Annotated in this window: 19 protein-coding genes; 9 read left to right on the plus strand and 10 right to left on the minus strand. The window is 67.5% G+C overall.

Annotated elements, in window-relative coordinates; all coding sequences use genetic code 11:
- Positions 1-252: 252 nt before the first annotated feature.
- Entirely contained in the window at positions 253-582 is a 330-nt protein-coding gene (locus JOF55_RS11120; protein ID WP_374727454.1) for a glutaredoxin family protein, read from the plus strand.
- Positions 583-1,386: 804 nt separating this feature from the next.
- Positions 1,387-3,024, plus strand: a complete 1,638-nt coding sequence (ptsP, locus tag JOF55_RS11125; RefSeq protein WP_310273222.1) for a phosphoenolpyruvate--protein phosphotransferase — start codon at positions 1,387-1,389, stop codon at positions 3,022-3,024.
- Between the two features lie 71 nt (positions 3,025-3,095).
- Here ptsP and JOF55_RS11130 read toward each other — a convergent pair whose 3' ends face one another.
- Both JOF55_RS11130 and macS read right to left on the minus strand, forming a co-directional pair.
- Positions 3,096-3,767 (minus strand): response regulator, encoded by a 672-nt coding sequence (locus JOF55_RS11130; RefSeq protein ID WP_310273224.1) that lies wholly within the window; start codon positions 3,765-3,767, stop codon positions 3,096-3,098.
- Positions 3,764-5,062, minus strand: coding sequence for a MacS family sensor histidine kinase (macS, locus tag JOF55_RS11135; protein WP_310273226.1), 1,299 nt, complete (start codon positions 5,060-5,062; stop codon positions 3,764-3,766). Before macS ends, JOF55_RS11130 begins: the two co-directional genes overlap by 4 nt.
- Before the next feature lie 181 nt (positions 5,063-5,243).
- Here macS and JOF55_RS11140 point away from each other — a divergent pair, with 181 nt between their 5' ends.
- On the plus strand, positions 5,244-6,440 hold the full coding sequence (locus JOF55_RS11140; RefSeq protein WP_310273228.1) for a GGDEF domain-containing protein: 1,197 nt from the start codon (positions 5,244-5,246) through the stop codon (positions 6,438-6,440).
- A 3-nt stretch (positions 6,441-6,443) separates the two neighbouring features.
- On the opposite strand, the gene JOF55_RS11145 is transcribed toward JOF55_RS11140, so the two are convergent.
- A complete protein-coding gene (locus tag JOF55_RS11145; RefSeq protein ID WP_310273230.1) occupies positions 6,444-7,739 on the minus strand; it encodes an AI-2E family transporter in 1,296 nt (431 codons plus the stop codon).
- A gap of 290 nt (positions 7,740-8,029) precedes the next feature.
- On the opposite strand from JOF55_RS11145, the gene JOF55_RS11150 reads away from it, so the two are divergent.
- Positions 8,030-8,998: a hypothetical protein gene (locus tag JOF55_RS11150; RefSeq protein WP_310273232.1), complete on the plus strand. Its 969-nt coding sequence runs from the start codon at positions 8,030-8,032 to the stop codon at positions 8,996-8,998.
- Positions 8,999-9,286: 288 nt separating this feature from the next.
- Positions 9,287-10,870, plus strand: a complete 1,584-nt coding sequence (locus tag JOF55_RS11155) for a hypothetical protein (RefSeq protein ID WP_310273233.1) — start codon at positions 9,287-9,289, stop codon at positions 10,868-10,870.
- Between the two features lie 69 nt (positions 10,871-10,939).
- Here the strand turns inward: JOF55_RS11155 and JOF55_RS11160 are convergent, their stop codons facing one another.
- A complete protein-coding gene (locus JOF55_RS11160; protein WP_310273235.1) occupies positions 10,940-12,262 on the minus strand; it encodes a glycosyltransferase family 87 protein in 1,323 nt (440 codons plus the stop codon).
- A 260-nt stretch (positions 12,263-12,522) separates the two neighbouring features.
- Between JOF55_RS11160 and JOF55_RS11165 the strand changes: the two genes are divergently transcribed.
- Positions 12,523-13,374 carry a GGDEF domain-containing protein gene (locus tag JOF55_RS11165; protein ID WP_310273237.1) on the plus strand — a complete coding sequence of 284 codons (852 nt, stop codon included), beginning with the start codon at positions 12,523-12,525 and terminating at the stop codon, positions 13,372-13,374.
- 1 nt (position 13,375) lies between these two features.
- On the opposite strand, the gene JOF55_RS11170 is transcribed toward JOF55_RS11165, so the two are convergent.
- The 4 genes from JOF55_RS11170 to purS all read right to left on the minus strand — a co-directional run bounded on the left by JOF55_RS11170 (position 13,376) and on the right by purS (position 19,113).
- The gene (locus JOF55_RS11170; protein ID WP_310273238.1) at positions 13,376-15,532 is read right to left on the minus strand and encodes a putative bifunctional diguanylate cyclase/phosphodiesterase; all 2,157 of its coding nucleotides are present in this window, start codon (positions 15,530-15,532) and stop codon (positions 13,376-13,378) included.
- 211 nt (positions 15,533-15,743) lie between these two features.
- A complete protein-coding gene (purL, locus tag JOF55_RS11175; protein ID WP_374727455.1) occupies positions 15,744-18,065 on the minus strand; it encodes a phosphoribosylformylglycinamidine synthase subunit PurL in 2,322 nt (773 codons plus the stop codon).
- A 95-nt stretch (positions 18,066-18,160) separates the two neighbouring features.
- Positions 18,161-18,877 (minus strand): phosphoribosylformylglycinamidine synthase subunit PurQ, encoded by a 717-nt coding sequence (purQ, locus tag JOF55_RS11180; RefSeq protein ID WP_310273242.1) that lies wholly within the window; start codon positions 18,875-18,877, stop codon positions 18,161-18,163.
- The gene (gene purS / locus JOF55_RS11185; protein WP_310273245.1) at positions 18,874-19,113 is read right to left on the minus strand and encodes a phosphoribosylformylglycinamidine synthase subunit PurS; all 240 of its coding nucleotides are present in this window, start codon (positions 19,111-19,113) and stop codon (positions 18,874-18,876) included. Before purS ends, purQ begins: the two co-directional genes overlap by 4 nt.
- A gap of 262 nt (positions 19,114-19,375) precedes the next feature.
- Here purS and JOF55_RS11190 point away from each other — a divergent pair, with 262 nt between their 5' ends.
- The 3 genes from JOF55_RS11190 to JOF55_RS11200 all read left to right on the plus strand — a co-directional run bounded on the left by JOF55_RS11190 (position 19,376) and on the right by JOF55_RS11200 (position 21,499).
- Complete coding sequence (locus JOF55_RS11190) at positions 19,376-19,729, plus strand: CysS/YqeB C-terminal domain-containing protein (protein ID WP_310273247.1); 354 nt, start codon at positions 19,376-19,378, stop codon at positions 19,727-19,729.
- Between the two features lie 87 nt (positions 19,730-19,816).
- Positions 19,817-20,425 (plus strand): TetR/AcrR family transcriptional regulator, encoded by a 609-nt coding sequence (locus JOF55_RS11195; protein ID WP_310273250.1) that lies wholly within the window; start codon positions 19,817-19,819, stop codon positions 20,423-20,425.
- A gap of 45 nt (positions 20,426-20,470) precedes the next feature.
- On the plus strand, positions 20,471-21,499 hold the full coding sequence (locus tag JOF55_RS11200; RefSeq protein WP_310273252.1) for an NAD-dependent epimerase/dehydratase family protein: 1,029 nt from the start codon (positions 20,471-20,473) through the stop codon (positions 21,497-21,499).
- Here JOF55_RS11200 and JOF55_RS11205 read toward each other — a convergent pair.
- Both JOF55_RS11205 and JOF55_RS11210 read right to left on the minus strand, forming a co-directional pair.
- Positions 21,488-22,345, minus strand: a complete 858-nt coding sequence (locus tag JOF55_RS11205) for a MaoC family dehydratase (RefSeq protein ID WP_310273254.1) — start codon at positions 22,343-22,345, stop codon at positions 21,488-21,490. The two genes, JOF55_RS11200 and JOF55_RS11205, sit on opposite strands and share 12 nt — an antisense overlap.
- Position 22,346: 1 nt before the next feature.
- On the minus strand, positions 22,347-23,684 hold the full coding sequence (locus tag JOF55_RS11210) for a 3-oxoacyl-ACP reductase (protein ID WP_310273256.1): 1,338 nt from the start codon (positions 23,682-23,684) through the stop codon (positions 22,347-22,349).
- Positions 23,685-23,775 lie beyond the last annotated feature (91 nt).

Below are 23,775 nucleotides of genomic sequence, written 5' to 3' on the forward strand. Positions count from 1 at the left end.
GCTGGGGATCCGTCGCACATCGGTCACCGGCTTCCGGTGGTGATCATCGCCTTGGCCCTGGATGCGACGGTGGTGCGAATGATTCCGGTGCCTGCGGTGTTGAAACTGATGGCAATGCCTCGTGGTGGGCACCGGGGCCGTTGAAGCGACTGCAACAACGGGTCGGTACCGGCGAAGTCGGAGACAGCCGTACGCCCACCGTGAGCGTGTCCGGAACCGATGAGTCGAGCAGTAAGCCGGGAGGCCGAATCCATGGGACCGCAGGAAGTCACCGTCTATACGCGTCCGGGATGTCCGTTCTGCACGTCGCTGCGTACCGGGCTGCGGCGCCAGGGGCTGGAATTCGCCGAGGTCGACATTTGGCAGGACCCGGATGCGGCGGCCACCGTCCGCTCCCTTGCCGATGGCAACGAGACGGTGCCGACCGTCGTGGTCGGTGAGTGGTCGGCGGTGAATCCGTCGACGGGGCAGGTTATGGAGGCTGTCGGCGAGCACGCCCCGGAACGGATGCCGGACCGGAAGCCGGGAGCGGTCGAAGGGGCACTCAATGCCCTCGGGCTCCGCAAGTCGTCGGGTGACTGAGGAGCTGGGGCCGGGCGTACGGGGGGCGTTACGGCCGGCCCCAGCGGGTTGCGATCGTCGGTGGCGCGAGACCGGCGAGCAGCAACCACACCAGTGTGACGCCCGAAGAGGCAAAAAGGGTGTGCTGCGGGCCGGAAATACGCCCGAATGGGGGTGTCCTCGAGGCATCAAGGGGGAAACACCCCTCTTACACGGCCCATCGCGGCCCCGGGAAGCGGATCGCCAGGGCGGAACTCCACAGTGCGCTGCAGGACCGCACGGTTCGCGCTGCCCAGGAACGCGATTCGAGACAGCAACCGATCCGGCGGTGTGGGGTGGACCGTTCGAATTCGGTGATTCGTTCGGTCTCCTCCGCCCCGGTAGCCGGCTTCCACTCGGAACGTGACCGGCTGGTATCCACGGGTTCCCGGTGGAGCAGGTCCGGACCGCGTGAGTCCGCTCTCTCCGGCGGTGTCCCGGTGGCACCGTCCTGCCGGGAGCACGTGGTGCTTTGGACTCCCGTGGTGCTCTGTGCCGATGCGATGCTTTGGTCCATTGCGGACTCGGCCGAGTCCGTGCGGGACTCGGGGGCTGCTGTCGTGGTTTTCTGCCGTTGAGTCATGCCCATAGCGTGCGGAATGCGAGCCCCGAGCCGGATCCGTATGGTTACTCATAAGTTACTCAATGGTAATGAGGTGCGCCTGTCGGACGGGCAAGTAAAACTCTCCACACCATCCTGAGTGGAGCCATCTCGGCATGGCCGTGTGGTGCTTCGCTGTTTGTCAGCATTCCGGGGTATCCCGGAGGAAGGTAGGGTCTCCGGCCATGGCGCGAATGAGTGGGGTCGGGGTGAGCTCCGGCCGAGCCGCAGGTCCGCTGGTACGCGTGGCCGAACCCCTTGCCGAACCCTGTGCCACTCCTGCCCCCGCGGATGCGGACAGCGAGGCAGCCCGCATCCGGCCCGCCGCCGAACTCGTCGCGGAGCGCCTGTTCACCCGTGCCTCCAGTGCCGAGGGCGATGCGAGGGCCGTCCTGGAGACCACGGCCGCGATGGCCATGGACCCCGCTTTGCTCTCCCGGGCCGAACAGCAGGTCACCGAGCACGCACTGCCCGCAGCCCGTGCGGTTCTGGAGGCCGCCAACGGCTTCGCCGATGCGTTACGCGCAACAGGAGGCTACCTGTCCGAGCGGGTGCGCGACGTGCACGACGTGCGGGACCGGATCATCGCCGAACTACTCGGTGTCGCGGCGCCCGGTGTGCCCGCACTCGATGGCCCCAGCGTGCTCCTCGCCCGCGATTTGGCTCCCGCCGACACTGCCGACCTCGATCCCGAGCTCGTACTGGCTCTGGTCACCGAGGAAGGCGGGCCGACCAGCCATACCGCGATTCTCGCGCGGTCGCTGGGGATTCCGGCCGTGGTCGCCGTGCGTGGCATTCTTTCTCTGGAGGGGGCCGTGGCGGCGGTTGTCGACGGTGACGCCGGAACGGTGGAGACCTCCGACCGACCGGTCCACGTCGAGATGGCCGAGCGCGACATCGGCCTCGACTGGAACGGCAGCGGCTCGACCGCCGACGGCCACCCGGTAGCGGTGCTGGCCAACGTCGGCTCGGTCACCGATGCGCAGGGTGCCGTCGAGGCAGAAGCGCAGGGCGTGGGCCTGTTCCGCACCGAGTTCTGCTACCTCGTGGCGGCCGACGAACCCGATGTCGGCACGCAGCGTGACGTCTACGCCGAAGTGCTCACGCCGTTCGCCGGGAAGCCGGTTGTGGTGCGCACACTCGATGCCGGTGCGGACAAGCCGCTGTCGTTCCTCGCGCCGGGGACCGAACCGAACCCCGCGCTCGGAGTGCGCGGGGTTCGAGTCTCCTTCGACCGCGTCGGGGTACTCGATCGCCAGTTGGCGGCGATCGCGGCCGCCGCTGCCGACTCGGGGGCCGAGGTGTCGGTGATGGCGCCGATGATTTCGACCGCGAGTGAGGCCGCCTGGTTCGCCGAGCGGGCCCGCGCGGCGGGCATTCCTCGGGTGGGGGTGATGGTCGAGGTTCCTGCGGCCGCGCTGAGCATTCGGGACATTCTCGAGGCCGTCGACTTCGTCAGCATCGGCACCAACGATCTCGCACAGTACGTGTTCGCGGCGGACCGGATGCTGGGCACTCTGGCCGGGCTGAACGACCCCTGGCAGCCCGCGCTGCTTCGACTGATCGCAATGATCGGCCGTGCCGGTGCGGAGTTCGGCAAGCCGGTCGGTGTGTGCGGGGAGGCGGCGGCCGATCCGTGGCTTGCCCGCGTGCTCGTCGGACTCGGTGTGACCAGCCTGTCGATGGTGGCGACGGCAGTACCGACCGTGGGATCGGCCCTGGCGGAGTACTCGTCGGCCGACTACCGGCGAGCCGCGGAGGCGGCGCTCGCCGCGCCGGATCCGACGCGGGCGCGCGAGGCGGTGCACGCCGCCCTGGGGTGATGTGCGACAGCACTAACTCCGACCGGAGCGAAAAATGCAGTTTCGCGCGAAACTGCAAAAGTATTACCATTTCATGTCTCGGCCACGCCATCCTCCTCGATCCCGTGCTCGATGGCATAGCGGGCGAGTTCGACACGGTTGTGCAACTGCAACTTGCGCAGGGTGGACTGCACGTGGTTTTCCACCGTGCGATGGGAGATCACCAGTTTGTTCGCGATCTGCCGCGCGGTGAGTCCTTTGGCCACCTGGCGCAGCACGTCGGTCTCCCGGTCGGTCAATTGCGGGGCCTGCGAGTCCGAATCCGGCGTGACGGCCATACGCCGGTACTCGCCCAGGACCAGCCCGGCCAGCCCTGCCGTGAACACGGCGTCTCCGACAGCGGTACGCCGTACCGCGTCCACCAGCTCCTCCACGGAAGCGGATTTGACCAGATACCCGGATGCTCCCGCCTTCACCGCCTCCAGCACGTCGCTGTGCTCGCCGCTGGCGGACAGGACCAGGACCCGTGTCCCCGGGATCTCCTGAGTGATCTCCCGTGAGGCCTCGACACCGGAGGTGTCGCCGAGGTTGAGATCCATCAGCACGACATCGGGCCGCACCGTACGGGCGATGCGCAGCGCCGAGACCGCGTCACCAGTGGTGGCCCCCACTTCGAATCCACGTTCTTCCAGGTCACGGGCAACCCCGTCACGCCACATCGGGTGATCGTCGACCACCATCACCGAGATGTCCGGCCCGGTCATCGTGCCACTCCCTCACCGTGTCCTCGAACACTCCGCTTGTGTTCTCTGCTGTCCTGCCGGTGCCCTCGGATGCTCTCCCCGGCACTGTCCGTACTCCCGGGTCGGGGTATCCGCATTTCCCATTCGGTACCTTCGCCCGGCGCGGTGTCCAGGGTGACCGCCCCACCCAGGCCCGCGACTCGTCCCCGGATGGACTGTGCCACTCCCATGCGGCCCTGGGACTCGGCTGCGGCCAACCTACCCTCGGGAATGCCGGGGCCGTTGTCCCGGACACTGGCGACGATCTCGTTGCCGAGATCCTCGAGCAGAACCCACGCTGCGGCATCAGCTCCCGCGTGTCGATCGACGTTGTCCAGCGCCTCCCGGACCACCGCGAACAGCTCCGAGGCCGTGGGGGCGGGCAGCAGTACCGGGGTGGCAGGTACGGACACCTGGACCTTGGCGGTACCGAGAACCTGTAGCTGTGCGGCGAGATCGGTCTCGCCGTGTTCGGTTGATTCGGCGGGGGCGGCGGCCATCAGCGAGCGCAGTGCGATCTCCTGCTCGCCTGCCAGCTGCCCGAGATTCGCGGCTTCGCCACCCAGTTCGAGGCCGCGCTTGCGTACCCGTGCGAGCACCTGAAGCACGCTGTCGTGGATGGAGCGGGCCAGTCGCTCGCGTTCGGCTGTCGCAGCTTCGGCACGTAGGGCTCTGCTCAGTCGTTCGGTGGAGCTCCGCGCCGTGTCGGAAGCGAGTCCGAGCAGCAGACCTGTGCCGATGTGCAGCAGTGTGTCCATCCACATGTTGCTGTCGATATAGCCGCGAAGGAGAAAGTTCGACACAGCCGCGACAGTGCCGACGGCGCCGCCGCTGAGCATGCCCCACTGCACGGCCGCGGCGGTGACCATCGACCCGTGCCACACCGTGACCACCGAGGGCATCCCCGCCTGCATCTGCTGCTCGGTCAGGATGAACTCACCTGCGAGGAACAGAGCGGTAACCACGACCAGATCGGTGAGCACCAGCGGATTCGTCCGCCCGCTGCGTGTGCGGTACCGGTAAATGGTGAAGGCGGTCCACAGCGCCATGCTCACCAGGACACTGGAGCCCAGTATCGGGCGTGCGTAATCGTCGACCTGCAGGATGAACCACACCAGGGCGTACAGGAACGCGCCGGCACGCAGGCCGTTGTGCGCTCGCCACAACGGTGATCGGCCATCCGGTATCTGCGGGGAGGATTCCGGTGCCGGAGGCGGTGCGGCCGAGGATGGTGTCCGATCGTCGTCCGGTTGCGGAGATCGTGTTCGTCGGGTCAAAACCTGTGCTCCTTCCCGACGATCATCCTGCCTTACCCGTGTGTGGGAGTAATCGTCCACGGTGGTGAGCACGGAGAGTGCGGACCCTCGCAGGTGGTTCAACTTTTGAATGGGTGGGTGTGCCGGACTTCTGCCCCGCGGTGCCATGTGCGAGGCTCCCGCAGGGAGGTGTGAAGGGGCCATGGGGGTATGGGCACTGTGGAAGCTGCGTCCGCCGGCGTTGGCCTATGTACTGCTGGTGAAGGTCACCGCTGTGGTGGTCATCGCGCTGGTCATCGCCACGACACCGCAGCCGGGGCCCCGTGCTCTCCGGATTTTCGCCATGCTCGCGCTGACGGCCGGACTGGTGATCATCGCGACCTCGGTATCGATTCACCTCCGGCATGAGGTGCGGCGCAATCCGTGGATCATCCACATCGCCTACCTGGCGGCCGGGATTCTGACGCTGCCCCCGAACCTGCTTGTGCTGCTGCTGCTCGGGCCTGCCCTGCACGGCGTGCTCGACATCCGTCCCGAGCCGTATCGGTGGATGTTCACCACCGCTGCAACCGCACTGGCGGCCTTCGCCGCACGGTGGGTGATCGGCTGGAACCATCCACGCTGGGAGCCGGTGCTGTTCGTGCTCGCCGGTGCCGTACTGCTGCTTGTGCGCGCGGCGATCGTGGCCATCGGCCTGCGGTTACGGGACCCGGAGGCTTCCCGGGAGGGAGTGCTCGGCGAACCGATCGACGTGTTGCTGGGCATCGTCGCGGCGAGCTTGGGCGGTCTGCTCGCGGTCGCGGTGGACTCCCATTCCGCCAGTGCACTCCTGGCCGGACCACCGCTGGCGTTGCTGGACATCGCCTGCCAGCTACCGCAGTGGCGCCGCTCGGCGCAGCACGACGGCAAGACCGGCCTGGCCAACGCGATGCACTGGGAACGGGTGGCGCGTGTGGAACTGACTCGCGCACGCTCTCGGACGCAGCCCATGGCGGTGTTGCTGCTCGATCTCGATCACTTCAAGCGAGTCAACGACGAACTCGGGCATCTCGCGGGCGACGCCGTGCTGGCCTCGGTCGCGCTGATGTTGCGCAGCAGTGTGCGCAAGGGGGACGTGGTCGGTCGTTTCGGTGGTGAGGAGTTCGTGGTGCTGCTTCCGGGGGCCGACACCGACATCGCCTGCACGGTTGCGCAGCGGGTGCGATTGTCCACCGCTTCGCTGTCCGTCCCCGCGCAGGACACCGACGGCAGTCACCGTGAACTCGACGATCTGACCGTCAGTATCGGCGTCGCGACCACACTGCGGTTCGGTTACGAGCTGCCGGATCTGCTGGTGGCCGCAGATGCGGCGTTGCTCGCCGCGAAAGCGGGTGGCCGCAACGCCGTCACCGTGGCGTAGAGCTCACCGGTCCTCGCCCCGTTGCTCGCCGGAGCTTCCCTCGTCCGACCTCCGGTGCCCGGTGGGGCCGTTCTCCGCATCCTCGTTCTCGGTGGAGCTGCCTCCGGTGGCCGACTCCCGACTTTCTCCGTGCCTGGTGACCGCCGGTTGTTCGGGCGGGGCCGTGCTTTCCCGCTCCCCGGGGGGCATACCTTCTCTCGAGTCGGTGGGACGGACCTGCTCGTTCTCGTCCTCGTCGGAAACCAGGGATCTGATGGCCGAGTTCAGCACGGCTATCAGCGGCACCGCCAGCAGCGCTCCCACGATCCCGGCCAGAACGAAGCCCGCGCTGATGGCCAGTACGACCGCCAGGACGTGCAGTTGAACCGCACGTCCGATGATCAGCGGCTGCATCACATTGCCCTCGAGTTGCTGCACGCCGAGCACCACGCCGAGCACCAGCAGTGCCGCGATCGGACCCTTGGTGACCAGGGCCACCAGGACGGCGACGACGCCGGAGGCGATCGCACCGATGATCGGGACGAAAGCGCTGAGGAAGACCAGGGCCGCCAGTGGAACCGCCAGCGGTACGCCGATGATCGCCAGGCCGATCCCGATCCCCACCGCATCGAAGATGGCCACGAGGGCGGTGCCGCGAACGTAGCCGACAAGCGAGGCGAACCCGCGTGATCCCGCGGTATCGACGCGTGGCCGGACGGATTTCGGCACGATCCGCAACAGGAACAGCCAGATCCGTCGACCGTCGTGCAGGAAGAAGATCAGCGTGAACAGCATCAACAGCAGACCGGTCAGAAGAGTGCCGAATGTCGAGGCCGTGGCCAGGGCGCCGGAGGTCAGCATGGCCTGATTGCGTTCCAACCATTGCCGGGCCTGGTTCACGAAGTTGTCGAACTGCTGCTGGGTCAGGTGCAGCGGGCTGTTGGCGAGCCACTGCTGAATCTGATTGAAGCTTGCCAGAATCTGGGACTGCAGATCGGAGAAGCCGGTGATGAACGCGTTGATGACGAAGGTGAGCACACCCCCCACGGCGGCGAGCCCGCCGATCATCACGATCGCGGTTGCCAGGGCACTCGGAACCCCCAGTCGGACCAACCTGGCTACGGCAGGTGCCAGCAGTGCCGCCAGCAGCAGCGCGATTGCGACCGGGATCAGGACGGCATAGAACCTGCGCACGACCTCGCCGAGCACGTACAGCGTGCCGAGGATGACGAGGATGCGCCAGCTCAGCGCGGCCGACACGCGCAGGATGGGCGGAACCGCGGCGGTGCTATCCGAACGGGTGATCTTGGAGCTGCTCACGTCCGCCACAGTATCGACAGATCGGTTTTCCGGGGGCGAGTTCGAACTCGAAATTTCGATATCAGGCACTTCCCATCCGTCGATGGTGGGCCGGAGTGGTCGACGGTGCGTGATGTACAGGAGGTCGCCGAGATCGGGGCGTAACACGATGTGGCGACATTGTTGCGTTATGGGTGCGTGATCGCTCGCAGGTTTGGAAGAGTGCCCGTCGTTGATCCAAGCCGCCCGTGCTCATGGCGGGTACGGCCGAATCGATCGCACACCGAATCCCGGGAGGTCGCGAAAGTCCCATGTCCGACGACGATCAGTGTCCGGGAGGTATCCGCCTGCGGCGGATGCTGACCCGTGCTCTGGTCTTCACGGGTACGACCGTGGCGGGAACTTCGGTCGCATGGCTGCTCGGAGCCGGAATCGCGGCAGCGGACAGCAGTACACAGCCGGACGGTCCGGACGGGCCGGACTGCCCGTCCCGCGTGTCGGCCGCGCAGGAGCGGGTCGGCTCGGAACACAGTCGTGTGGCCGGTGCGGACCGGAATCGGGACGCGGCGATGTTGGGCCTCGCCGACCTCGACTCCGCCACGACGCTGACCTCGGAATCCACGGCGGTCCCGGTATCCGGCACCTGTGTTGGGATCGCCGCAGTGACCGGCGCCGTCCGGGATACTCTGCACAGCGCCGATTCGGTTCTGACTCCGGTGCGGCAAGCAGCCGACGAGGTACTTCCGGGAAAGGACGGCGACGACCTGCTTTCCGAGACGGTCGAGCAGGGACTGGATGCGCTGGAACGGCCGCTGCGTCCGCTTGGTCCGGGAACGTCCGCACCGCACTCGGACGTCGGGAAACCTCCGGCTGTGCCGACCGGCGGCGATGGTGGTGGCAGCGAGGTCGATGCGACCCTGCCATCGCGGTCTCCCGAAGATGGTCTCTCCGCTGACCTCTCTTCGGCTCCCGCGGCCCACGCTGCCGCCCGTGAGAGCCGGGCGATTCTCCACTCCGTGTCCACGCGGCAGGGTCCGGACAGCAGGGCGCCTGCTGCGCCGCAGAAAACCGAACCGGCCCCGTTTCCACCCCGGCACGCGGTCGTGCCGGGGGTGGCCGGTGGCGGCAGTGCCACCGACGGGCACTCGAACAGCAGCTTCGGTGTCGGTCGACAGGATGACCTCCGGATTCCCGCACCGTTTGCGGGCATCGCACCCGGCTATGGCATGCACGCCCCGACGAGCGGGGCACGCCCCCAGCCGGGCGTTACCCCCGACTGAGCATCCTGCCCGCGCAAGGATTCTCCCGCTGTTCCCGATCTCCTTCGCGCCGAAGCCCCGACAGTCCGGGGCAAGGAGATCTCCTCGGGACCACCGCGCACGGCAACACGCACGGATCTCCGCCACGGCGACCGAATACGGCGACCGGATGTCGAAAGCCGTCCGGCTCATCCGGGACCGGCCGCCGCGCGCCCGGTAAATCCACATGCCCGGTAATCCATCCGCACAGCAGACCCACGGCCTCAGTTTTCCCGCTCAGCAGCGGAAATCATGCAAAGGAGAGTTCCCATGCAGACTTGGGCGAAGCGCGGAGTTCAAGCCGCGTTGGTGACCGGAGGCATGCTCGCTGCCGGAACCGCAGCCGCCTCGGCTTCCGAGACATGCTCCGACCGTCCGTACTCTCCGTTGGGAGAGACAGCGCCGGGTACCGATGCCGGTAACGATGGCACGCCCAGCCGTAGCGGACCGTGCTTCGCGGGTGAGCTGTTCCCCGAAGAGGTCGGCTCGGTTCCCTTCCGAACTCCCGGCAAGTCGGCACAGCATTCCATGACCGCGCTGTCCGGAACCATCGATCCGGTTCGCGACCTGCTGCCTGCGGTGGAGGAAGCGCTGACGCACGAACTCCCCCGGATCATCGACCGGCCCGACCCAGCGGTGCGCCTCGACCGCTCGGAAACGACCCGTCGGATCAAACCGGTCGACCGGGCCGGGTCGAATCGCGGTCCCAAGCACGCGAGCCGTTCCGGACGAGTCGATCCGGTGGGAGCGGCGAAGCAGGACCGGACCTCACCGGAACTCGAGGACGGTTCCAGCGCAGTCACCCGTCCGCTTCCCCGGATCGACCATCCGCTGGAGCTCGCCGGGTGGGTTGCCGACTCCCCGCAGATCGGTGACGCACAGGTCGGAAGCCGCACTTCGGTGCCGGGACGCACGCACGCCGCGCTGGGCATCCTGCCGCAGAACGGCAAGCGCGGGCGGCATGCGGTGGAGGCGACGCTGGGCACCCCGGCCGAAGGATTCCACCGCTCGCTGAGCTGGGCCGGCCCGATCGGCGATGTCATCACGAGTGACCGCAGTGCCGCGGGGGCTGCGGATGCTGCTTCGGACACGGCGCGCCTCGAGGACACGGTGAGCACGGAAGCCGCCCCCGCTCTCGTCGTCCCCACCGGCGACCCCGCCGTTGTCGAGGTCCTGCAGCAACCTGCGGGCATCGTGGCCTTGTGGGAGGACACGCTCGGTCGCGGTTCGGTATCGGGTCGCTCGTTGTCCGCGGCCCTTGTCGCCCCGCGGACCGTGGATTTGACCTCGGGAGAACTGGGCGGTGGTGCGGAACTGCGGACGGTCCCGCGTTCGCTGCTCGCCTCGGTGCTGTCCGGAGGGACGACCGCGCGAGAGCACCCGAATCCGGAGTCCGTGCCGTTGCAGGTTCCGGGAGGACTGCAGGAACAGGCCACCGATATCCCGAACCTGTCCGGTCCGGTGGAGCTCGAAGCCACCGAGACATTGAAGCTCGACCGACTTTCGGACGAGGCAGCCGATCACTCGCCTGCCGGGCGCTCGGCGGAACCGACGCTGCCCGCCTTCTCCGACACCCCGCAGCTCACCGATGTCACGGTGGAGGTGCTCGACGAGCTCGCGGCCGCCGTTCCCGAGCGGTCGCAGGTCGCCCGGAATCCGTTCGCTCCGGCTCCGGCAGCGCGCACCGCGCCGGTCGGTGGTATGGCCCTGCCCGTCCTCGACGGAGGGGTTCCGGACATCAGGGTCATGCGGGGCGAGACCCTGCCGCTTCCGGCGGTCGGGACGGACGGGACGCCGGTACTGACGGCACCGGACACCGCAACGACACCGGGGATCGTGCCTGTTCGGGCCTGATGCCCGAAGGAGCCCGGGTGGAGGAGCCACGAGAGGCGGTGCCCGAGACATGGTTCCCTCGCTCGGGCTCTACCGAGTTTGCGGTCTCGAGGTGGCAGGAGCGACCGTAGCGGAGCCGTCGGCGGGCACGGGCGCGACCTTGCGCGCGTGCCACCAGCCGTGGAAGTGGTACAGCAGGAAGGCCACACCGAAGTAGACGTAGGCGTTTCCGATCAAATGCTCGAAAAAGTTCCACGTCAGTTCTTTGCCCTCGCCCTGGGGCACGGTCCAGTGCGGGCCGAGTACGAAGAACTCGGCCACGAGCGTTGCGGCCACGAGCAGGGGCCAGTGGCGCCGGACAAGGGCGGCTCCGAGCAGGAGCACCAGTCCGGGAACCGCCCACACCCAGTGATGTGACCAGGATATGGGCGAAACCAGCAATCCCAGGATGCCGTTGATGGTCAGAGCCATCGGCGGATCCTGTCTGCGCAGGGTGTGCACCATGCCGAGCACGGCCACCGCCAACATGGCCAGGGCCAGCAGCCCGAAGACCACGGTCAACCACGGCGCGGGTACCTGCGACTTGGCCAGCAGCGAGCGCAGCGACTGGTTGCCCGCGTAGATGGCGGCGGTGCCCTCGAACCGCGGTCCGAAGGAGACTTCTCCGCTGGCAAGCATCTCGTGCAACCAGAACCGCTTGGCGGAGTCGAAGGCGAGCACCAGACCGATCAGCACGGTCACCAGGAAGGTCAGCAGGGTCGTCGCGATCGCTCGGTAGTCCTTGCGCAGCAGGAAAAACAGCAGAAACACGGCCGGGGTGAGTTTGATGCCTGCGGCAATACCGATGAGCATTCCGCGTGGGTAGGGCAGTCTGCGATCGCCACCGATGCGCCACAGGCAGTCGATGGCGACCAGCGCCATCAGCACCACGTTGATCTGGGCGTAGGTGATGGTTTCGATGACGGGCTCGGTGATCGTGGCCGGCGGGAGTGCGGCAGCGGCGATCATCAGCACCTTGTCGCGGTGCTCGGTGAGGAATGCCGCGGTTCCCAGAACCACGTAGAGCGTGGCCAGCAGCGACAGGTGCGTCACAACCATGATCATGGTGATCGCGACCGGCTTCGGCACCAGCGCGAGCGGCGTGAACGCGATCGCCGCGAACGGTGGGTAAATGAACGGCAGGTGGAGACCGGAATCGGTGGCGGGTAGGTTTCGGTAGATGTCCTCGCCGGACAGCCAAGCCCGAGCGCCGAGCTGGTAGACCTCACCGTCGATATGGGCGTGCGGATTGATCGCGGATACCATGATCACGGCGACCAGTTCGGCGACTCCGATCACGGTGAGTAACTTGCGGTGAGCATGGACTCTCCGGCCCAGAGCTCGCCAGCGCGGAGACGTTCCCGTCAGCGGCACGATTCCACCATCCAGGTTCGACCATGGTCATCGAGATTCGGATGACCGGGAAACAGCGTAAGCGGTGCGGACCACCGCACCCGCGCGCGGGCAGTGACGTGCGTACCGAGATAACGGTACCGCCGGATAAGGCCACTCTCCGTTATGTGCGCTGGAGTGGATATCACCATGATGTGGGGCCGCTGCTCTCTTGAATTTCCTACCGCTTGGCGGGGAGGCTCAAATTACGTTGCGCCATCTGGTGGGGAGGACAGGGCCAAATGAGTGTTGTCGATGCTGCTGTGCCGTCGCAGTTCACGGGAGTCTGGGACGAGCTCATCGCCGGTCTGGAGGTGGGTTTCTTACTGACGGACGAACGGGGTCAGGTGCTGGCCACCAATGACGCTGCGGCGGAGCTGATGCGGCTCGACAGATCCGACCTGCTGACGGGTTCTCGACCGAACGGCTGGGTCGTGCGTGACGACACGGGAGCGGCCCTGCCCGACTGGGCGGATCTGGCCGGTCAGGTTCTGCGTGCGAGAACGCGCTTGTCGACGCCGTTGGTGGTTGCACCGAGCGGGCAGGTGTCGAGCCGGATCTGGGTGGATTACCAGCCCGTGCGCATGCAAGGGCGGGACAGGGTACTGATGCTGTTGCAGCCGGTGGACACGGGTGTCGCACACAGTCGGGGGTTACTGGACCCGTTGACGGGACTGCCGGGCCGTGTGTTGTTACTGGATCGCTTGGAACAGGCACTGGTGCGTTCGCGCATGCGTGGGACGTTGACGACACTGGTGCTCGTCGATATCCGGCACCTGACTGCTTTCAACCGGGACCACGGCTTCGATCAGGGTGACGAGTTGCTCGGGATACTCGCGGCACGAATCCGTCAGGGCATGTGTGACGAGCACACCGTCGCTCGATACGGCGGCGATGAATTCACGGTGGTTGTCGAACATGCGAACGGCACCGGTGCGGAGATCGCCGAACAGGTGCGGAGTTTCGCGGGGCGGCCCATGCGCATCGGGCACAAGCGGGTACGCCCGAGCCTGAGCGTGTCATGGGTGACCAGCGATGGTCATGCCCCGGTGCATTCGGTCGTGGCCCAGGCAGAGCGGCAACTCACCCGTTGAGTCAACCGAACTCGTCCGTGAGCCGGGAGCGAACCGCCTCGGGCGAACCGGGACGAGCGAAGAACCAGCCCTGCCCGGTCTCGCATCCGATGTCGGCCAGGCGCTGTGCCTGGGCATGTGTCTCGATGCCCTCGGCGGTGACCGTCAGCCCGAGCGTGTGTGCCAAATCGACGAGTGTGCTCACGATCTGCGCATTGACCGGATCGGGGCTTTCCGTTTCCCGGAGCCCCTCCATGAACGATCCCGCGATCTTGAGCTCGTGCACCGGCAGGTGCCGTAGGTAGGTGAGGTTGGAGTAACCGGTGCCGAAGTCGTCGATGGCGATCCGCACGCCCATCCGCGACAGTGCGCGCAGGGCTCCGAGCGGCTCGTCGGCGGTGCCCATCACGGCGCTTTCGGTGAGTTCGAGTTGCAACTTCGACGGTGGCAACCCGGTCTCTTCCAGAATCTCCGCCACATCCGAGACCAGGCCGGGGTCCCGGGACTGGCGAACCGCGAGATTGACGCTCACGAACGGTGCCGCCGAGCCGAACTCGTGCTGCCATCGGGTGGCCTGCCAGCATGCGCGCCGGAGCACCCAGCGTCCCAGCGATACGATCAGCCCGGTTTCCTCGGCCAGGCTGATGAACCGGTCCGGGCCGAGCCGTCCGAGTTCGGGATGCCACCAGCGCACCAGCGCTTCGACTCCGCTCATCGATTGCTCACGCAGGCCGACCAGGGGTTGGTACTCGACGTAGAACTCGCCGTGCTCCAGAGCGGCGGGCATTCTCGCCGACAGTTGGAACTGCGCGACCTCGGCTGCGTTGCGTTCGATGTCGAACAACGCCCACTGATTCCTGCCTTCGTCCTTGGCCCAGTAGAGCGTCACGTCGGCGTCGCGTACGAGTTCGGCCGGTGTCTGACCATCGATGGTCCGTTCCACGATGCCGACACTGGCCATGACCGTCAGCTCGTGTCCCTCGACGCGGACCGGCTCGACGAGTGAGTCGAGCACCTGTTCGGCGACCTCGATGGCCTGGTCGACGCCGTCGGAGTCCTCGATCAGGATCACGAACTCGTCCCCGCCCATCCGGGCGATCAACCGGTCGGATCCCTGGACCGAGGCCGCGAGGCGTTCGGCGACCGCCACCAGCAGACTGTCCCCCACGGGATGCCCCAGGCTGTCGTTGATGGCCTTGAACCCGTCGAGATCCATGTAGCACAGCGCGATGCGCTTGCCCGGTGTGCCCTGGAGTGCTTCTCCGAGTCGTTCCAGGAGCAGCGCCCGGTTCGGCAGGCCGGTCAGCGGATCGTGCAGGGCCTGGTGCCGCAGGCGTTCCTGCAGCATTCTGCGGTCGGTGATGTCCTCCATCATCGCGACCTGGTACAGCGGCAGGCCGCCCTCGTCCCGCACCAGCGATACGATCAGTTCGGTCCACGACTTGCTGCCGTCGGGCCGGGTGAACGGCTTTTCCACCCGGAACTGCTCCCGATCGCCGCGCACCAGTTCCTCGTACTGATGCCACACTTCCTCGGGATCCTCCGGGTCCATCAGCTCGTAGACCGTCATGGACTGCAGTTCCTCGCCATTGCGCCCGACGATGCGCCGCAACGAGGAGTTCGTCTCCAGAATCCGGCTCTTGGTGTCGGCGATGCCGATGCCGATGGCGGCTTCCGAGAAGATCGCCCGGAACCGGGCCTCGCTGGTGCGCAGCGCCTGCTCCACCGAGTCCCGGGCATCGAGCACCGCCTGCCGGATGGCTTCCTGCTCGTCGAGTGTCCGGGTGCGTGCGGCCTGGGTGAATCCCGAGCAGACCGCCGCCTGCACTGCCGAGACCCTGCTGCGCCACGCGGCGGTGTCGTCGAGTCGTAGCAGCGGTAGTATCTTCTCGCCGATCAGGTCGACGGTGCGTGCGAGAGACTCCGCACCGGTGAAGTGCACCGCCACGAGGTCCGCCCCCACCTTGCGGGCGGCCGTGGTGTCGAACGGTTCACTGGCGAGGGATTCGAGTAGTTCGTCGGTGTAGTGGCGGAGCCGTTGTTCCACCTCGGCACTGGTCATCGGCACATAACTCGTGCCGACGAGTGCCTCCGCCCAGGTCGAGGCGAAGCGCTGCCGGTCCGTGTGACTCGCGGACGGTTCGTGAGCGCTCGACACAGGCGCTATCCAGCCGGTCATGCCTGCGGCGCCCTCCGCTCGTCGTACACGCCTGCGTCAGGTACGCCCGGAGCATACGGCCGGGGACACCTGGAGGTCGAACATGAGTCCTGAACACCACCCAGGGTAGTGAGAAGGTGTGTTCTCTGCCGCACCGGCAGCGCGCGGGCACCGTGCCCGGCGTGCCGGTCCGGCCGCCGGGCACGTCCTCGTAAACGCCTCGGAAGCGAACTCAGCCGAACAGCTGCGGCAAGGTACCTTCCCACGCCCGGCGGAGCTCGCCGAGATCGATCCGAGCGATGTCCTGGATCTCCAGCGACTTCGACTCGGTGTCGACGACACCGACCTTCGTGCAGGGCAGCTCCCGCGCACTGCACATCTCGGTGAAGCGCAGTTCCTCGCTGCGCGGGACCGCTACGAGCACCCGTCCCGCGGATTCGGAGAACAGCCAGACGAACGGGTCCGCAGCCTCGGGCAGCACGACGCGCGCGCCCGTCTCGCCGATCAACGCCGTCTCCACCAGAGCCTGCGCCAGCCCACCCTCGGACAGGTCGTGTGCAGCCGAGATCATCCCGTCCCGGGAGCCCGCACGCAGTACCTCGGCGAGCAGTTTCTCGCGAGCCAGATCCACCTCCGGAGGGGTGCCGCCGAGGTGGTCGTGCACGACCCTGGCCCATTCCGAACCCCCGAACTCCTCGTGGGTGTTGCCGAGCAGCAGCAGCGTCTCCCCGTCTTCCTCGCCGATTCCGGTGGGGATCCGGCGGGTGACATCGTCGATCGTGCCGAGCACTCCGACCACCGGGGTGGGCAGGATCGGTTTGGTGCCCGTCTGGTTGTAGAAGCTGACATTGCCACCGGTGACCGGGATGCCGAGTTCGGCGCAGCCGTCGGCGAGGCCGCGCACCGCCTGCTGGAACTGCCACATGACTCCCGGGTCCTCGGGAGAACCGAAATTCAGGCAGTTGGTGACAGCCATCGGCGTGGCACCGGTGACCGCGACATTGCGGTATGCCTCGGCCAACGCCAGCCGCGCACCCCGGTACGGGTCCAGTCTGGTGTAGCGGGCATTGCAGTCGGTGGCCACGGCGATCCCGCGGCCGCTGTCCTCGTCCACCCGCAGTACGCCGCTGTCGGAGGGCTGGGCGAGCACGGTGTTGCCGCGCACGTAGCGGTCGTACTGGCTGGTCACCCAGTCCCGGGAAGCGAGGTTCGGCGAGGCGGCCATCCGCAGCATCGTGGCCCGTAGCTCATCAGATGTGGACGGGCGGGACAGCGTGTTCGGATTGTCCGCGGCGATCAGGTCCTGCTCGCCGGGCCGTTCCACCGGTCGTTCGTAGACGGGCCCCTCGTGCGCGACGGTACGCGGCGGAACGTCGACCACCAGCTCGCCGCCGGCGTAGACCTCGAGGTTGTCGCCGTCGGTGACCTCACCGATGACGGTCGCGGTGACGTCCCACTTCGCGCAGACCTTCATGAAGGCGTCCACGTCGGACGGCTGCACGACGGCGCACATGCGCTCCTGCGACTCACTGGACAGGATCTCGGCCGGGGTCATGCCCTGCGCGCGCAGGGGAACCTCGTCGAGGTCGACCCGCATTCCACCATCGCCTGCGGAGGCGAGTTCGGACGTCGCGCACGACAGCCCGGCACCCCCGAGATCCTGGATGCCCACGACCAGTCCCGAACGGTACAGCTCCAGACAGCACTCGATGAGCACCTTCTCGGTGAACGGGTCGCCGACCTGCACACTCGGCAGCTTCTTCCGTCCCGTTCCCGACTCGTCACCTTCGAAGGTCTCCGAGGCCAGGACCGAGACTCCGCCGATGCCGTCCAGTCCGGTACGAGCGCCGAACAGAACGAGCTTGTTTCCGGCGCCGCTGGCATGTGCGAGGTGCAGGTCCTCGGACTTGAGCACGCCGATGCACATCGCGTTGACCAGCGGGTTACTGGCGTAGGAGTCGTCGAAAACGACCTCGCCGCCGATGTTGGGCAGGCCCAGGCAGTTGCCGTAGCCGCCGATGCCGCCGACCACTCCCGGCAGCACCCGCGCGGTGTCCGGTGCTTCGGCGGGACCGAACCGCAGCGGGTCGGCCACGGCAACCGGACGTGCCCCCATTGCCATGATGTCGCGGACGATCCCGCCGACACCGGTGGCCGCGCCCTCGTGCGGCTCCACGTACGACGGGTGGTTGTGGCTTTCCAGCTTGAACGTGACCGCCCAGCCGTCGCCGATATCGACCACACCCGCGTTCTCGCCGATACCTGCCAGCATCTTCTGCCGCATCTCGGGTGTGGTCGTGTCCCCGAAGTACTTCAGGTGCACCTTGGAGGACTTGTACGAGCAGTGCTCGCTCCACATGACCGAGTACATGGCCAGTTCGGCCTCGGTGGGCCGCCGCCCGAGGATCTCGCAGATCCGGGCGTACTCGTCCTCCTTGAGGCCCAGCTCCAGGTAGGGCTGGGCGGTGTCCGGCGTGTTCCGCGCGTGCTCGACGGAGTCCGTCGGCGCGCCATCGCCGTCGGTGCCACGGCCACCGGTGTCGACGGTGCCCAGCTCGGTGCCGGTTTCGGCGGTGGGGCCGTCGGTGGCGGCTTCGACGGACGAACCGCTCGCGGCCACCGACGTCTGCGGGTCTTGCGGGTTGTTGCTCACGCTGCCACCAGTGCGTCGAGGGCGGACAGGAACATGCCGAGACCGTCGTCGGTGGGACCGGTCAGCGGATCGATCGCGTGCTCGGGGTGCGGCATCAGGCCGGCCACCCGGCCGCGCGCGTCGGTGATGCCTGCGATGTCGCGCGCAGAACCGTTGGGATTGCCCTCGACGTAGCGCAGCAGCACACGGCCCTCGCCTTCGAGTTCGTCGAGGGTCGCCTTGTCGGCCATGTAGGAGCCTTCACCGTGCTTGACCGGGATGAGCAGCTCGGCACCGGGTTCGTAACGGGTGGTCCACAGGCTGGTGGTGTTCTCCATGGTGAGCCACTGGTCGCGACAGACGTAGTGCAGTCCGGCATTGCGGGTCAGTGCCCCGGGCAGCAGCCCGGATTCGCACAGCACCTGGAAGCCGTTGCAGACTCCCAGAACCGGCAGCCCCCTGTTCGCGGCCTCCACCAGTGCGGTCATCACCGGCGAGAACTTCGCGATGGCGCCGCAGCGCAGGTAGTCACCGTAGGAGAACCCACCGGGCACGATGACGGCGTCGACGCCGTGCAGGTCGTCGTCGCCGTGCCACAGCGCGACGGCCTGGGCGCCTGCGCGGCGCACCGCGCGCTGGGCGTCCACGTCGTCCAGCGTGCCGGGAAAGGTGATGATGCCGATCCGTGCACCGGCGGCGCCGGTGGTGGTCTCGGTGGTGACAGGGGCGCTCATGAGTCGACCCTGCGCACGGTCCAGTCCTCGATCACGGGGTTGGCCAGCATCGTCTCGGCGATCTTGGCCAGCGTCTCGTCGTCGACGGAGTCGGCGACCTCCAGTTCGAAACGCTTCCCCTGGCGGACTTCGGAGATTCCGTCGAAGCCCAGACGCGGCAGGGCACCTGCCACCGCCTGTCCTTGTGGATCGAGGATCTCCTGTTTCGGCATGACGTCGACAACGACTCGGGCCACGGGCGCTGCTCCCGGTTTCCGTGCAGATTCACTGCGCACGCGCGGAAATACCACGTACGGCAGTGAATGGCCAGCAGTACGCCAAAAGGGTAACTGACCTGCGCGTTCAGCTCGGTCCACAGGGTGCCCGGTGCGGTATAGGTCACGTTGGGAGCGGTGCTCGATGTGCGTGCCGTTCGCGGAAAGAGTTGAAAAACCGAGCGCTCGCTCTAATAATGACGAGCTTGGTTTCCGGGGAGTCGATACACCGGCGGAGACGGTCGTGCGGGATCCGGCATGGTCGCGGTACGGCGCGTGGGTCGTTTGCCCGCTGCTGGGCGCGGGGCTCCTGTTGTTGCTCAACTTCCTTTCCGGCCGGCTGGCGTCGACGTCCTGGATGCCGTGGCAGCCGGCGTTCGAGCTGGCCTCCTCCGTACCGGAGCCGTGGGCGGTGCCCGACACTCCCGCCCTCGATTCCGGTGCCAACGCCGTGTTCGCGGATCGCCGACGGGCCTTGGACGAGGACAGGAGCGGTGACGCGGCCGCGCTGCGTACCGAACTCGGCAATATGGGGGTCGTCGTGCGTGATGGGAAGAAGCGCCAGTACTGGCGCCGTACCTCGGACAGCTCGGGTTGAGGCATGCTCGGGGTGTGGCGGTTCCGCGCGAAATCGCCACCGCGACGACATCGAATCAGCGTCCCCCGATGACAGGTATCAAGACTCATGCGCACTGTCGATCCCGCCAAGCACGAGGCCAAGCGCCGCCACATCATCGAATCGGCGGCCTCCTGTTTCGCGCGGGCGGGTTTCGACAAGACAACCGTGGCCGACATCTGCACGGCGGCCGGGATCAGTTCGGGCAGTCTCTTCCATTACTTCCCCTCCAAACGCGCGGTGTTCACGGCGATCTTCGAGCAGGACGGTCGGGACAATGCCGAGCGGCTGGCGGCGGCTGTCGATTCCGACGACCCCTGGGGCGCTGTCCTCGAGCAGGTCGAGTACATGGCTCGCTCCCTCGCAGACCCCGAAGCAGCGGGGCTCGCGTTCGAGGTGGTCGCGCAGGCCGGCCGTGATTCGGAGCTGGCCGAACTGGTGACGCGCGACGACCGTGAGGTCCGCGAGAAGCTGGCCGTCCTGCTGCGCCGAGCCGCGCAGCAGGGACAGATCGACGCTTCGATCGAACCGGCCACGGCGGCCACCTGGGTGGTGGGGCTGGTCGATGCGCTGTACACCCGAGCGGGAGCGGATTCGGAGTTCGCACCGGCCGAGCAGTTGGGCACGCTGCGTCTGATCCTGGCCGGGTTCTTGCGGGCCGAGTCGCGTTCACCCTGAGCGAGATCGCTCGCCTCCTGCCGCGGGAATGGCGAGAGTGGCCGCATGCGACTTCTGGTGTTGGGTGGTACGGGATTTCTTTCCGGAGCGGTGGCTGCCGAGGCGGTCTCGCGTGGCCACGATGTGGTATGCGCGGCGCGTGGGCGGTCGGGGTCGGTTCCCGATGGTGCGAGGCTGGTCGCGGTGGACCGGGACGAGCCTGGTGCGCTCGATGTGCTGGGCGGAGAACGCTTCGACGACGTCGTCGACGTGGCGAACGTGTCGCTTCCCGGAGGCGTGCCCCGCGTGTCGCTTCCCTGGATCGCCGAGGCGCTGCGCGTGCTCGGAGCGAACGCCGGGCACTGGGCGTTCGTCTCGACGATCAATGTCTACGCCGATACCGCGACGCCGGGACAGCGGCCGGGATCGCCGCTGCTGGAACCGAGGGAGCAGGAGACGGAGTCGACCCCGGAGACTTATGGGGCCGTCAAGGTCGCTGGGGAGAACGCCGTCCGTGCAGCGATGGGTGAGAAGGCCTTCGTCGTCCGGCCGGGGCTGATCGTCGGTCCCGGGGATACCCAGGACCGCTTCGGGTACTGGCCGGTGCGTTTCGCTCGCGGTGGTCGGGTCGTCGTGCCGAACGCACCGAACCAGCCGTTCCAGCACATCGATGTCCGCGATCTCGCCGCGTGGATCGTCGACGCCGGTGAGCAGCGGATGGCGGGAACCTTCGATGCTGTCAGCCTGCCGACGAAGCTCGGGCCGCTGCTGGACGAGATCGCCGGACTCACGGCTGCCGAGGACACCGAGATCGTGCGAGTGCGGCCCGAGACGTTGGCCGAGGTGGAAATCAATCCGTGGGGTGGTCCGAAGTCGATGCCGCTGTGGCTGCCCGAGACGCACCACGGACTCACCGCGCACGACGCCACGGCATCCCTGGAAGCCGGGCTGAGGATTCGCCCGCTCGCCGACACCGTCACGGCCGTGCTGGAGCACGAACGCACCCTCGGACTCGATCGCCCGCGCGAGGCCGGGCTCACCCCCGACGAGGAGGCCGAGGTGCTCGCGTTCACCTCCGGAAACTCAGCGCACTGAACCGCGCAGGTGGAGCTTGCCGGAGCGGGAGTGCAGCGCGAAGTCCCTCCCCCTGCCATCGCCCTGCCCGGTGGCCCGCTCGGTGAACTCGACCGTGGAGGGCAGCAGCACCGGCTTGGCGAACTCGACTTCTACCGTGCAGGCCTCCGGCAGGCGTCCCTCGAACGCCGCCAGGCAGCGCGCCTTCGACCACATGCCGTGCGCGATCGCGCGGGGGAAGCCGAATGCCTTGGCCGTCAGCGGGTGCAGGTGGATCGGGTTGCGGTCCCCCGACACCGCCGCGTAGCGGCGCCCCAGGTCTCCGGGGAGCTGCCACGTCGCAGTGGGTGCTCCCGCCTCGATCGCCGCGGTCCGCTCGGATTTCGCGGCCGACTCGTCCGGCTTGCCGCGACGCAGGTAGGTGCTGCTCTCGGTCCACACCGTCTCACTACCCGCACTGGTTTCGGTGACGACGTCGAACTGGCTGCCCTTGGGATGCGGCCGCAGGTCGGACAGGTACACCCGCTGAGTCGGTGACTCGGTCACCAGCAGCGGCCGGTGTTGAGTGATCGTGTTCGCCACGTGCACCAGCCCGACCAGTGGGAACGGGAAGCCGGGGTCGGTCATCAGGCGCACCGCCGTGCCGAAGGACAGGATGTGCGGATACGTCATGGGCAGCTCGTCACGCAGCCCGAAGCCGCACATCCGGTTGTACTCGGCCAGGTGCTCTCGGTCGACGGTGATGTCCCGGCGCACGTACTCGGTGTCCGGCAACTCGCCACCACCGCGCCGGCTCGGCGTCGTCGCCACCGCCTTCAGGTACAGCGCTGCCAGGTTCGGGGCGCTGCTCAACTCGGTTGCCCGCATCTCACGCTCCCAGCAGGCTCTGCCCGCAGACCCGGACGACATTGCCGTTCACGCCGCCGGACGCGGGGTTGGCGTACCAGGCGATGGTTTCGGCCACGTCGATCGGCAGGCCGCCCTGGGACAGGCTGTTCATGCGTCTGCCCGCCTCACGCACCACCATCGGAATCGACGCGGTCATCGCGGTTTCGATGAAGCCGGGCGCCACGGCGTTGATCGTCACGCCGCGTTCGGCCGCACGGGACGCGAGTCCCTGTACGTGGCCGATCACCCCGGCCTTGGACGTGGCGTAGTTGGCCTGGCCCACGTTGCCCGCGATACCGGCGATCGAGGAGACACCGATCAGTCGTCCGTTTTCGCGCAGCGGTGACGAGTCGGTGAGCAGTGCTTCGTTGATGCGCTCCTGGGCTCGCAGATTCACCGCGATCGTCGAGTCCCACTGCTGCTCGGTCATCCGGGCCAGTGTCTTGTCGCGGGTGATCCCGGCGTTGTGCACGACCACGTCGAGACCGTCATGGCGCTCGGTGAAGTGCTCGATGATGTGCTGTGACGCGTCCTCGGCGGTGATGTCGAGTTGCAGGGCCGAGCCACCGATGCGGTTGGCCACGCGCGCCAGGTCCTCGCCCTGCGCGGGAACATCCAGGCACACCACGTGGGCGCCGTCGCGGGCGAGTGTTTCGGCGATCGACTCGCCGATGCCACGGGAGGCGCCGGTGACCAGAGCGACCTTGCCGCGCAGCGGATGGGCGCGGTCGGTGTGCGGCACGTCGGCTGCTCCGACACGGACGACCTGCCCGGACACGAAGGCCGACTTCGGTGCGAGCAGGAACCGCAGTGTCGAGTCGATCGCGTCCTCGGCGCCCTGGGAGACGTAGACGAGCTGGGCGGTCGCGGCCCGCTTGAGCTCCTTGCCCGTGGTGCGGACGAAGCCCTCCAGTGCGCGCTGCGCGGTCCGCTCGGCGGGGTCGGTGATTTCCTCGGGCGGTGTGCCCAGCACGATCACCCGGCCGCCGGTGTCCACCTGGCGGATCGAGGGGCTGAAGAACGCGTGCAACTGCCGCAGCTGGTCACTGGCGGTGATGCCGGTGGCATCGAAGATGAGCGCCGCGTAGCTGGTGTCCTCGGCGCGGGAATCCGTGACCTGCGCGGGGAGTTCCTCGAGTGTGCCCGCCACGGCCTTGCCCAGTCGTGAGTTCTCGGCAGCCGACGACAGCACCGGTCCCGACACGACGGGGTCGCCCGTGCGATGACGACGCAGCGGGGTGGGAGTCGGCAGCCCGAGCCACCGGGCGAGCTGACGTCCGATTCCGGAGGAGGTGAGCTGCTGGTACAGATCGTCCATGGTCTCTCCTGAGGGGCTCGTAGCACGGCACTCGACGCATAAGCTACCCGCCGGTAGGTTAAGGAGGCGAGATGGACCACACTATCCGGGT

This window comes from Haloactinomyces albus, assembly GCF_031458135.1.
In the GTDB taxonomy this organism is placed as follows: domain Bacteria; phylum Actinomycetota; class Actinomycetes; order Mycobacteriales; family Pseudonocardiaceae; genus Haloactinomyces; species Haloactinomyces albus.